The sequence below is a fragment of the Nocardia jiangsuensis genome (genome assembly GCF_042650385.1).
In the GTDB taxonomy this organism is placed as follows: Bacteria; Actinomycetota; Actinomycetes; order Mycobacteriales; family Mycobacteriaceae; genus Nocardia; species Nocardia jiangsuensis.
Window position 1 is genome coordinate 27,429 of sequence record NZ_JBHSAX010000034.1, and the last position, 12,290, is coordinate 39,718.

6 protein-coding genes and 2 pseudogenes are annotated in these 12,290 nt (G+C 68.5%); 2 read left to right on the top strand and 6 right to left on the bottom strand.

Going from position 1 to position 12,290, the window contains the following annotated elements:
- Window positions 1-220: 220 nt before the first annotated feature.
- Window positions 221-799: a MarR family winged helix-turn-helix transcriptional regulator gene (locus ACFO0B_RS31440; protein WP_378617377.1), complete on the bottom strand. Its 579-nt coding sequence runs from the start codon at window positions 797-799 to the stop codon at window positions 221-223.
- Between the two features lie 250 nt (window positions 800-1,049).
- On the bottom strand, window positions 1,050-1,664 hold the full coding sequence (locus tag ACFO0B_RS31445; protein ID WP_378617379.1) for a hypothetical protein: 615 nt from the start codon (window positions 1,662-1,664) through the stop codon (window positions 1,050-1,052).
- A 204-nt stretch (window positions 1,665-1,868) separates the two neighbouring features.
- Between ACFO0B_RS31445 and ACFO0B_RS31450 the strand changes: the two genes are divergently transcribed.
- Complete coding sequence (locus ACFO0B_RS31450; protein WP_378617381.1) at window positions 1,869-2,261, top strand: hypothetical protein; 393 nt, start codon at window positions 1,869-1,871, stop codon at window positions 2,259-2,261.
- A 50-nt stretch (window positions 2,262-2,311) separates the two neighbouring features.
- Here the strand turns inward: ACFO0B_RS31450 and ACFO0B_RS31455 are convergent, their stop codons facing one another.
- The 4 genes and pseudogenes from ACFO0B_RS31455 to ACFO0B_RS31470 form a co-directional block, all read right to left on the bottom strand.
- A complete protein-coding gene (locus ACFO0B_RS31455; RefSeq protein WP_378617383.1) occupies window positions 2,312-2,785 on the bottom strand; it encodes a hypothetical protein in 474 nt (157 codons plus the stop codon).
- Window positions 2,786-2,813: 28 nt separating this feature from the next.
- A complete protein-coding gene (locus tag ACFO0B_RS31460) occupies window positions 2,814-9,233 on the bottom strand; it encodes a PA14 domain-containing protein (protein WP_378617385.1) in 6,420 nt (2,139 codons plus the stop codon).
- Between the two features lie 258 nt (window positions 9,234-9,491).
- Window positions 9,492-10,464, bottom strand: a pseudogene (locus tag ACFO0B_RS31465) (lipase family protein).
- Between the two features lie 65 nt (window positions 10,465-10,529).
- On the bottom strand, window positions 10,530-11,336 hold the full coding sequence (locus ACFO0B_RS31470) for a hypothetical protein (RefSeq protein ID WP_378617389.1): 807 nt from the start codon (window positions 11,334-11,336) through the stop codon (window positions 10,530-10,532).
- 412 nt (window positions 11,337-11,748) lie between these two features.
- On the opposite strand from ACFO0B_RS31470, the pseudogene ACFO0B_RS31475 reads away from it, so the two are divergent.
- Window positions 11,749-12,290: pseudogene (locus ACFO0B_RS31475) on the top strand (hypothetical protein); the annotation flags it as partial.

Here is a 12,290-nt window from a genome sequence, read left to right on the forward strand (position 1 = left end):
GAACGCCGACGCGACGACTTGTTCCGATTCGTCGGCGCGGACCGGCGGGCTTGCTTCCGGTTCGGGCAGCAGCGTTATTCCGATCGCGGCGAGAATTGCGCCGATCACCATCCCCGGCAGTTGTCGGTGGAGTCGGTGTCGGCAGTGGTCGAGGTTGTGCATTCGACTACTGCTTTCTCGTTCGAAATCACCGGCCACCGGAAATCGGCGCGACGGTGATTCAGGGGCGCGCGTAGGGGTCGACGTCCCGCAGTCGCTGCCGGTGAATTTGTTGGAGTTCGCCCGCTCGGGTGAGGAAATCGGCGATGGTGTCGAGTTCTCCGGGATCGTACGAATTCAGCAACATCTTGTAGCTCTCGATGATCATCGGGACGACGAGCTCCTGGACGCGGTGGGCCGCGAGTTCGGTGGCCATCACGATGACGCGGCGCCGGTCGGTCGGGTGCAGGGTGCGGGCGATGTAGCCCTGCTTCTCCAGGCGGTTGAGCATGATGGTCACGCCCGCGGCGGTGAGGCCGAGCCGCTCGGCCAGCAATCCGGGCGTCGTCGCCTTCTCGTTCTCCAGCAGGACGATCTCCAGTGCCCGCCGATCGGTCTCGTTCACGCCGAGCACCCGGATGAATTCCCGGATCAGGTCCTCGGCGGTGCCGTGGTAGAACTCCAGGGCCCGTTTGAGTTCGGCCGAGATCCTGGCGGGCTGGGCGGTTCTCGGGCACAGCGGCTTGGCGGAATCGCGGGTACCGGTCGTCGCCTTCCCCGCGTGCGGCAGGGACCGTGGCCGGGCGTTCGACGTAGGCATGGGAACTCCTGTCGATCGTTTGGTCGGCAGGCCGGGCAGCGGCTGACGAACATCACGAAAGCGGGCACCGCACCGACCGCCGAAGCGGCCGTGGCGGCGCCGGACATGCACTGTACGACACGGTGACCGAGGCGACGCCGAATACGGACAAAGTGGCCGTCACGTGTCAAAAACCAAGCGGGGCAGGCACTGTCGGGGCGAGTTCTGCCCGGGCCGGGCTGCCCAGCAGCCTGGCCCGGGCTACTCGGAATCAGGTGACCGACGTCGTGGTGAGGGTCGGCGACGGGTTCGGGAAGCATGCCGTGGCGACATTGCCGACGAAGGCGACGTTGGTCGTCATGGTCATGCCGGGGCTGGCGTGGCTGGTGCCCGCGTACTTGCTGGTGATCGGGGTGCCCGGGGTGCCTGCGGTGACGTTGATGGTCACCGCGGGCGGGGTGAAGCTGGTGCCGCCCGCGATCGGCCCCGGCACGGTCAGCACGACGTTCCCGCCGGTGGTGGCGACGGTGCCCGCCACGGTGCCGCCGGAGGCGGTCGCCGAGACCAGGGTCGAGTTCGCGGGCGTCGGGATGGTCATCTTCAGGTTCGAGATGTTGTTCACGGTGAACCCGGAGGCCGAGCTCGGCACCGACGAGGCGCCCGGCGTGATCGTGATGGCCACCGCGGAGCCCGACGCCGCCGAACCCGGTGCGGTGCCGGTGACCGACGTGGTCATGGTCGAGGTCTGGCCGATGCCGAAGACGGTGCCCCGGCAACTCCAGTTCACGCTGACGGGGTTGGCGCTCGCGGGTGCCGCCAGACAGAAGACGGTGGCGACGGCGACCGGCGCGATGAGGCCGGCGCGGAGCAGGGAGGTGGATCTCATGGCAATCTCCAGGAATTTCGAGCAATGGAACGACTGGATGTCGAACCCGGTGAATCGGGTGTTTGAAATATAGCCCGTTCGCTTCTTCCTGTGAATCAGAATTGCCGATTAAAGCATGGAGGGAATGTTTTTATCTGCTATTGAATATCCATTCTCGACAGTTAATTCTTGGCAAGATCAACGATGTGCAGAAGGATGGTGCGCATGGAGTTCACGCACACCGGTTGGATCGCCCACTTCACCGGCACCGAAACCATGATGGGCCGTTCGTGGGAAGTCGACGGCTGGGATGCGATCACCGGAACCGCGATGGTGGTCGACGCGCAGCAGGGTGCGCGCAGGCCGGTCACGGACTATCCCGATTTCTCGCACCTGGAACGGACGCGCCGGGTGGTGACCTCCCTGCCCGGAGGTGGATGGCATGCCTGTGAGCGTGCGCGCACGTCCCATGACCCCGACTCGCCGATCGAGCCGGTCCTGGCCTGGCTGGTGACCTCCCGCGGCGAGCTCACGCCGGTCACCATGGACGCCGAGGGGGAGATCGGCGCCGACGGCACGATGAATCGCTTCTTTCCGCCCGGCACCGAACATCGTTGATCCCGTGAACCGGCCCGGGGACGGGCCGGGCCGGTTCGCGGCGGCCGCGCCTACCGCTCGATTGCGGTCGCGATTGTTCGGACAGTCGGGTTTCTGTCCAATCCCGGCACCTCCGTCACCAGGAGTGCATGTGCGGATTTCAGGAATTCGGTGAGTGCCTCCAGTAGCTCCCGCCGCGGTATCGACGCGCACTTCGGGTGCACCGTGGTGCTCACCGTGATGTTCTCGCCCGCCTGCTCCAGGCTGATGATTTCGGCGTTCTCCGTGAAGCTGATCGACGCATCCGCCCCCTTGGAGATCCGCTCGATCACCCACCGGAAGGAGAGTGCGAGATCGGCGAGCGGCACGAAACTCCGCTTCGGGATGAATTCGACGTCGCCGATGATCATCTCGACTTCGGTTCCGAAGTAGTCGTACAGGAGATCGCTCTCCCTGATGCTCGCGGGATCTCCCTCCCTCGCTTTGTCCCACGTCGTACGCCAGAACGAGTCCGGTTCGGGAAGTGACAGGGACAGACTGATCATTTGTTCTCCTCCGGAATTGTCGGCCCGATCAGATCGGGTGCGCGGTCTTGAAATCTCCGTGCTCGTCGACGACGACCCGGACGGCGGTCAGTTCCGCACCGCCCTTCCCTGGCCCTGCGTTGCCGGTCTTCCTGCCGAAGTCCCAATCGTATACGGTGCCGGGTCGGGGATTTCCATTCGCGTCCCGCGTATTGGGCCGTCCCGGTGAGCGTTTGATCGTGTCCTCGACCAGTTTGCGGACTTCCTTCTCATCGCCCGAGAAGATGCCCGCCAAGGGGTCGACATCCTTTCCGTTGGGCTTGTGCCGGTCCTTGATATGGCCCCAGAGGGCGCTCCATGCCTTGTCGGACAGCAGGGGCTTCGCACCCTGCTTCGGCCCCTCCATTTTCTGCTTCGGGATGTCGAGGGGTTGGAAGAGTTCCCACGACTCCGGCGAGTGGGGGTGGCCATTACCCTGCCCGCCGCCGCCCGGCCTCTTCGGCTGCTCGCCGGACAGGTCGAACGCATTGACCGGGTCACCGTTGACGTAGTCGTAGTTGTTGGCCGACGCCCCCGGAATCGGATCGCCCTGCAGGAACCGGCCCAGTACGGGCAGGTAGGTGCGGGCACCCATCTCCAGGGCCTGCTGCCCCGCGACGTGCTCGACCGGGACGGTGTGCTGGCCGAGCCAGCCGAAATCGAGGCCGCCCTCGGCGGTGGCCGGGATCGGAATGGCGCCGATCACGCCGGTGACCGGGTGGATGTTCTGGCCGTAGGGGTCGTAGAGGTGGATGGCACCGGTTCGCCCGCCGGTTCCGTTGGCGGTGAACAGGATGTCACCGTGGATATTGGGGTAGGACCAGTTGGTAACGGGTGTCTGGTCGTAGGTTTTGGTGAGCAGGGCACCGCCGGGCAGCTTCAGCAGTCGCTGGCGCAGATTTCCCGCGCCGTCGAGCACGAATTCCGGTCCGCCCGCATTCGAGGTGAAGGCGTAGCGGGTGGCCTGGGCGGGGGTGGTGTTCGCCGTGCGGCCGATGATGCGGTTGTTGACGTCGCGGGTGTAGGTGATCGACGTGCCCGCGGCGGTCGTCGTCGACATGTGCCGCAGCGTGGAGTCGTAGCCGAGGGTGTCGGTTCCGACCGTGATCGCGTTGCCGTAGCTGTCGTAGGTGAACGACAGCGCGGTCGCCCCGTTGGTGGAGAGCAGTCGGTCTGCGTGGTCGTAGCAGTAGTTGGTGGTGACCGCGGGCGCCCCGTTGAAGCTGTCGGTGAAGGACGTGCGGTTGGTGTTCAGCCCCGCTTTCGTGTTCGGCCCGCAGCCGTTGTCCGCGGCGAAGGCGTAGGTGAGCTGGTGGAACGGCACGGTAGCCGCCACCAGGCGGCCGACGCCGTCATAGGTGTAGGAGAAGTCGTAGGTGCTGCCCTGGACCGCGGAGTCGGTGATCCTTTCGTCGATGATGCGCTGGTCGCGGGAGCGGGTCGCGGTGCTCGCGACCGTCGATCCGGGCACCTGCCAGGTGAGCGCGTTCACCGAGGCGGCGTCGTTGCGGCCGATGGTGAGGTTCGAGCTGTTGCCGTAGGCGACGCTCTGCAGGATGCCCGCGTTGTACGCCGGCGTGGCGACGGTGACGCCGTCCAGGTCGACCCTGGTGAGCCGGGAAGCGTTGTCCCACTGGTAGGTCGAGACCGAGGTCTTCGTCTTGACGGTGGTGGCTTCCCTGGTCTTGCGGCCTGCGGCGTCGTACTCGGAGGTGGTGACGGCGCCGTTCGCGTCGGTGTAGGAGACGATGCGACCCGCCAGGTCTGCGACGGTCGTCGTCGAGCCGCTCGCGTCGGTGACCCGCTGCTGCCGCGGGTCGCCGTTGAGGGCGTAGTTGTAGGTGATCACGCGGGCCGGCGCGGCCCCCATCGCCGGGTACGACCGCTGGATGACCCGCCCGCGAGCGTCGTAACCGGTGCACGACCACGGCTCGCTGCCGACGCGGACGGCGACGATGCGCCCGGCCGCGTCGTACACGGTTTCCACGGTGGCGGCGACCCCGTCCGAGTTCTTCGTTCCGCGCGCGGTCTTGATCCGCCCCGCCTGGTTCGCGGCCGGGGCGTTCACGTTGCACGGATTCGAGCGGGTTTCGCTGTCCCCGTAGAAGGTGGAGGTGCCACGCCTGTCGATGTCGGTGATGTCACCGGCGGGGAGTGCCGCGGCCACCTGACGGAGGTATCCCTGGCCCGGCGTCTCGACCGCCATGCGGCCGGTCAGCGCCAGGCCACCCGGGTCTCCGGTCTTGCTGACGATCATCCCGAGCGCGGGATCGATCCCCATGGTGGGATCCGAATACCCCATCGCGAGCTCCCGCTCGGGCGCGCGCTCGGTGCTGCCGCCGGAGGTGTTCTCGGTGACCTGGCTGGTCACGAGGCCGTAGCGGGGCCGAAGGTACTGGCCGGGCACGGTGGCGGCGGCTGCTCCCGGCGGGGTCCAGCGCAGGGTGAGCGCACCGGTGCTGCCGCCGCGGTTGTAGTAGTCGACCCGGATGCGGTGCTTGCTGCCTGCGACGGCATTGCTGAACTCGCCTGCCACGGTGGTGGAGACCTTGTCGGTCCAGCTGTCGAGGATCAGGCGTTCGTCGATCCACAACCGGACCCCGTCGACGACGGTGAATCCGAGGTCGTAGTCGCCGACGGCGGGGAACTCGATCTCGCCGGTGAACCGGCCCGACCAGCCACCGGCGGTCGTGACCGGGGGCGTGGCGCCCCAGCTGCGATCCAGGCTGCCGTCGGCGGTTCCGACACCGGTCCGCCACTCCTTCGGAACACCGGAGAGGTACGGGTTGCCGTAGAAGGCCGCCTCCAGCCCGACCATGTTCGCGTCGTAGACGTTCCGCGCATGCGGCATCGTCGCCGCGCACGCGGGCGTCGGCAGCTGACCGGCGAAGCAGGCCGCCGGTGCGGGGCCGTACTTGTCGGTCACCCGGTCGGCGTGGTCGTAGATCACCGTCGAGCGGCGCCCGGTGGTGTCGACCGAGGCCGTGAGGTTGTCCTCGGCGTTCCACTCCGATCGGGTGACGTCCCCGACCGCGTCGGTCGAGCTGAGCTGCCGCCCGGCCGGATCCCAGGTGACGGTGCGCTCGACCGAGCCGAGCGCGCCGATCGTGGCATTGTCGACCGTCGACTTCCTGCCCGCGAGGTCGTAACCGTAGCGGTGCGTTACCTGCTTGCCGGTGAAGCTGCCGTCGTGCGCGGGTCCGGCAACGCCGGTGACGCGCAGCCGCTGCGGCTGCCCGATCTCCTCGGTGAACGCGGTGTAGCCGATCGCCGTCGAGATGGTGCTGATCTGGTTGCCCTGGTAATTCTGGTACGCGGCCCAGTCATTGGCGAAGGGGCTGCGGATCAGCGCGAGCGGTCCGATGCTCTCCTTGAGCCTGCGCCGCTCCGCCTCGGTGTTCGCGTCCTGCAGCGCGCTCCTGACCTCGGCGTAGTCCCGGTAGTTGAAATCGTGGGTGACGCCACCGGGGTTCTCGATTCGGGCGAGGATGGTGAGCGAGTACCACAGCAGGGTCTGCGTGCCGTCCCAGTAGGTGATCCGGCACAGCTGGTGCGGCGGGGGCGTCTCCGCGCCGACCGGGAGCGGCGTTCCGCCGTAGCAGCCGTTGGTGCCGTCGGTGTTGTAGTGCAGGATGTGCGAGCGACCCGAGACCGGATCCCGGATCTCGGTCAGCCGTGCAGGGCTGCCGCTGTAGAGGTAGCGCAGCGACGCGGGCTTCTTGCTGTCGGACACGGTCGAGACCTCGGCCAGCGTGCCGTCGGGGTTGAACAGCGACACCGAGCCGGCCTCGGTCACCGAGATCCGGCCGTCGGCGTCCAAGGCGACCACTCCGTCGCGACCGGGCGGCGGGCTGTAGCCGCCGCCGGAGTGCTGTGCCCAGGTGTGTTTTCCCGCTGCGCCGTCGGTGAGGACGATCGAGCCGTCCCGCAGCTCGGCGCCGGTGTAGGCGGAGGCGGGCATCGCCATCGACCACCCCCGCGGCAGCGCGGGCGGGTCGGCGGGGAACAGCCACGTCGTGGGAACGATTGTGGAAACGGGAGTACCCGGCTGGGCCCACATGACCATCGAGCCCTGCGTGTCGGAGTGGTGGTACAGCTCGACCTTCAGCGGCAGCCGCTGCCCCGCGGTCAGCTGGATCGGGGTCGACGCGGCATTCTGGAAGTCCAGTGTGCCGACAGTGGCCAGCGGCTGGTCGTAGACGAGCTGATTGTTGATCCAGATCTTCGCACCGTCGGTGTGCGTGCCGCCGAATTTGTAGGTACCGGTGGTCGGCGCCTGGAACTGACCCTCCCAGCGCACGACGTACCAGTTGTCCCGCAGCCCCGCCGGGAGCGGATACTGCTGCGCGCCGGGGATGTCCTGCGTCCAGTGGTTCAGCGCCACCTGCGGTTCGGACCGCACCAGCACCGCGGGGCCGTCCGGCGTGCCGTTGTGGTCGGTGTCGTTGAAGTACGACGCCCGCACCCCCTGGGCCACCCCCGCGGTCCGCGAGTTGTAGGAGAAGGTGACCCCGGCCGGACCCCCGAGCGCGTCGAAGGCCGGACCGGCCACGTCGTGGCGCAGGTTGCCGTTGAACAGGTTGACCGTCACCGGCCCCAGCGAATCGGTGGGCACCGGGACGGGATCGCCGTTGCGCTCGTTCACCGTGAAGTGCCCGAGCCACGGTGCGGGCCGCGGCGCGGACTGGCCGGGAATCGCGAGGTCGACGGTCCAGGTGTAGCGGGATCCGTCCTGCAGCACATGCCGCGGCACGGTCCACTTCGGCTCCGTCAGGCAGCCCGACTGCGCGACGCTGCCGGAGCGGCCGTCGAACCCGGTGGAGACCTTGAAGCAGTACGTGGTGCCGTCCGGGACCAGCCCGGTCGTCGCGACCTGCAGCGTCGGCATCAGCGTCGCGAGCACGGCGTCGTCGGCCGGGGCGACCAGCGTCGCGTCGGGCAGCGTCTGCGGGGTGTCCGTGTAGTCCACGACCAGGTTGACCAGCAGGTCCTTGGCGGACTGCGGCCCGGACTCGTCGCCGGTGAGCATGAACCACGCCGCGGTGTCGTTCGCGGCGACGCGGTCGGCGAAGAAGGTGGTCAGCGCGGCGGACTGCAGGGTGCCGGTGGCACCGAACGATGCCGAGGCGAGCAGGTCGCCGAGGGCGCCGTACCCCGGCGGCGAGGTCGCCTTCTGCGCCTTCACCTGCGCGGTGGTGATCAGCAGCGGGTTGCTGCTGTTGTCCTTCAGCTCGAGCCTGGCACCGGTGATGGTCCGCCCGAACAGCGGGCCGAGATCGAAACGCACCGCCGATCGCCAGTACTCCGTCGGCTGGAACAGCGGCGCCCTGACGCCGACCCGGATACCGCAGGTGTCGACGCACGCGGCCGCACCCTGCCGGTAGGCGATCGCCTGCGCCTGGCTGCCGAAGCCGTAGGTGAAGGTGGGATCGATCACGACCGGGAACTGCCGCTCGGCGGCGCGCAGCCAGTCCTGCTCCACCGCGACGACCAGCCGCCACGAATCGGCCTGGGGCGACAGGAAGTACGTCCCGTCCGTGGTGACGCCGTTCGCGTCCCACACCTCGATCGGCGGCAGCGCGGCCACCACCGCACCCGAGCCGTCGACGAATTCGACCGCGTCACCGTTCAGCCGCGGGGTCATCCCGTCCGCGTCGAGGAGGAAGCTCCACCGACCGCTCCCGGTCCCGGCCGCCGACCGCAGGGTCAGCGATTCCTTGACCGAATCCGGCCGAACCTCGTAGGTGAGGTCGACCTCGGGCAGCACCTCGCGGTAGGTCACCGTCGAATCCGCCACCTCGCGGCGGGACCCGTCGGCGCCCTCCAATGCCATGCCCAGCCCGGTGCCGCCCTGCTCGACCCGCACCAGCGCGGAGGCGTCTGCGGTCGGGGCGAACGACACATCGGCATCGGTCATCGCAGTGGCGACCCGCGGTGAGTCCGGCTGCTCGACCAGGCGCGTGTCCACCGGCGCCCAGCCGCCGCCCGCGGGCGCGCTCATCGGCTGGGCGGACAGCACCAGTGATTTCGTGCCGTCGCCATCGGTGAACTCGACCGCCTGTTCCGCGCGATTGGTCTCCCTGGAGCTCGCCTGATCGAACCCGGAATCCGCGGGGCCTGCCAGGGGACCGAAATCCGCAGGCGGCGCCGGTGGTTCCGGCTCGGGCGCGGGAGGCGCGACACCGGAGACATCCTCCGTCGTCAGCAGCGGAAGATCCCGCGTCGACATCGGCTTCCCGCTGCCCGGCGCGATCACCAGCGCGTGGATCAGCGTCGCGACCAGCAGCACGCTGAGCGCGACCGCCCCCGTGCGCAGCCATGATCCGAACAGGAACCGGAGCAGTGGTTTTCGGAGCGGCGGGCCACCGAGCGGCTCGCTCACCCCCGATTTCCCGGAACCGGCGGGTTCGGGTATTTCTTCGCTGGACATGGCTGTCCTTCCTCATGCGGATATGCGAAATCCCGAGCCACCCGGGCCCGGGATCAGGAGAAACACGTGCGCGGGCAAACCCCGAGCACGACAAAGCCCCCGATCCCGGCGGGATCGAGGGCTATGGAGCGGACACGTGGCGACGCAGGCGTCGAAAGCGAGATTCCGGAGATTTCCGGGACGAAGGCGCAATTGTGCCGCTGGACAAAGGATCACGCACGGGCGCCGTGCTGTCAATCGGCGACCCGTGGATGCTGCCTACCGCACCCCGCTCGCCTTTCCGGAGAACGAGGCAACGACCTCCCCGAACGACTCCACCATCAACTGCCGCCCCGCCGGATCCAGCGCCGGCGACCCGGCACCGAATGTGCTGCATCCCGGCTGTGCCGGAATCCCGTTCAACCGATCCCGCAGCCACAGCAGCGCCGGCCCGGCCCCGGTGACCTCGGTGGTGATGTGCTCGGCGAGGTGCTCCCCGGTGTACTGCACGGTCGCCGACGGGTCCTGGCATGGTGTCGATGAGCGTGTTCACCGGGCCGACGGGGATGAGCTCGTCGGGGTTGCCCTGCCAGATGTAGAGCGGCATGTCGGGGACCGCCTTGCCCATGCGGGTGCGGTCGAGGACGGCGTCGAACTCGGGGTATTCGCGGCTGACGCCGAGGATCGCGGTCATGATCATGCCGGACCAGATGCCGTTGTTGCCGTCGACCAGGACCGGGCCGGAGTAGCCGTACATGCCGATGCGGGTGTCGGGGGTGAGCTCGAGCGGGTCGAACCCGCGGGCGGCGCGGATGCCGTCGAGGGTGCTGCGGCCCGCCAGTGGGCCGGCCACGATCTGGCCGAGTACGGGCGCGGCCGACCACTGCTGCGGTGAGTAGGAGGGGGCGCAGTAGGCGGCGAGGGAGTCCTCGAAGATCTGCACCGAGAGCAGCTTGTCGGGGGCTGAGCCGCGCGCCTTCAGCACGGTGGTGACCGCGGGGATGGCCTCGTCGCGGCTGTTGTTCGAGCGGTAGGAGAGTTGCCAGGCGTCGACATTCAGCGGGAGGACGCCGAAGTTCGCCAGGTCGACCCGGCGGGCGGCGATGACCTCGCCGGGGGCCGCAGCGGTGACCGTCTCGGCCGGTGGGCGGTAGAAGCCGGGGTCGAGCTCCGGTGGGAGCGGGATGAGGCGGGCGCCTTCGACGGCAGTTGGCGGCTCCCCGATTTCCAGCGGCACTGATTCAAATCGCACGGGGTGGCGAAACGGAACGCGCCGCCACTCGGAGATCGGGTGGCGGCGCGTAGGAGAAAGAAAGCTCAGCCTTGGACGGCCTCCGGGGCGGGCCCGAGCGCCTGCGCCGGCGCGGCCAGTCCCTGCACCACCCCTACCCCGGCGCCCAGCCCGGCGCCGATGGCGGCGAGCGGCGCCACCATGAGCCCGGCGCCGTAGGCGGCGCCCAGCGGGACGGCAGCCAGCCCGATCGGCATGAACGGCACCCCGACCAGCGCACCGATCGTGCCGCCCGCCGCCGCCCCGATCACACCGAACGGTGCGGCGAAGGCGGCGCCCGCGGCCGCGCCGACGGCAGCGGAGCCGATGGTCTGGCTCGCGACCCGATCCGAGCGGGTGCGCTCCATGCCGACGGAGTCGAAGTAGGTGGCCAGCCCGGCCTCCTGTGCGGCGGCGGCGTCGTTGATCTGGATGGCCTGCTCGCGCGGCAGCCAGTCCGGCGACTCCACCTGGACGTCGCCGAAACGCAGCACGCCGGCCGGCGGGGTGATCGGCGGGACGGGCTCGGCGGGCGCCGGGCCGTGCAGGTTCTCGACGGGGGAGAGGTAGCCGTAGGCGGGCAGCGAGCGCGCGCCCTGCAGCGAACTCAGCACCTCGTCCGGGTAGCGGACGCCGTAGTAGGGGTTGACGTTCGGCACCTCGACGGCCGCCGGTGCCTGCTCGTCGGCGATCGGCGCCACCTCGACCGGGCCCACCGCCACCTGCGGCTCGGGCGAGGCGTGTGCTGTCCCGGTCGCCACCAGCGACAGCGCCACCGGGACCGCCCCCGCCGCCACCGCGTAGCCCATCCGCCTCCGAGCCGGGGCGAGTGCCCTGTGCTTGCCGGTGCCCATCGATCACCTTTCGTTCGAACAGTGTCTGTCGATTCACCTTCGGAGCTGGGCGGCCGCGCGGATGGGTGCGCGGCCAATCCGGGCAACCGGTCGGTTTATAAGTGACCCGGGAAACAGAAAACAATTGTTCGGTTCGATGCGGAAAGTCGCTAGAACGGGTTTCCATATTTGACGAGTCATGCGTTGGCGCCGCTGGGGCGGCTACTGTCTGATACAGCGAAACCGGCTGTCCGGCAACAAGATCGGTAGCAAGCATTTAACACTGCGGTAAACGATCATCGCTACCGGACGGAATCCTTCGGCCGTGATTATTTTGCGCACTGTTAACCCCGCCGGAGACCGCAATTGTTCGCCATCTCGCGAATCGAGACTTCTTCGTGATACTGCTACTGTGTGCCGATCGCCGGGATCGGTGTGGCAGGCCGTGCGCGATGAAAGACGTTCGGCAGCAGGGGTATTGCGCGGCTCGCCGGGCACCCCGATCCCCCCGGTCCTCGAGTCCCTCAACACGAGAGAACTGATGAGTTCAGATTTTGCCGTGGTGCTTCCCTGGATCGTGACCGTCGTGCTGGTCACGGTCACCACGATCTACGCGGTGCAGGTCGTGCGCCGCAAGCAGTCCCGTATCGATGCGCTGGTCGCCGAGCAGCGCCTGCACGAAGAGGCCCTGGAGCGGCTCGCCGCGACCACCTTGCCCGCGGTCTCCGCGTCGGTCCGCAGGCACGAGCCGGCGCCGATCCCCGAAGTCGCGCCCGGAACCGAGAATTCACGGTTCGCGCAAGGTTTGCGGTGGACCGCCGAGCGCTATGCCGACGAGCTCAGGATGCTGCAGTCGGAGGTGCGCGACCAGACCATCCGGGATGCCGAAGAACAGTCGCGGGTCGCGGTGCAGTCCGCCGAGGAGGCGGTGCGGGAGCGGTTGTCGAGTTCGGCGCGGGATGCCACGAGTGGTGC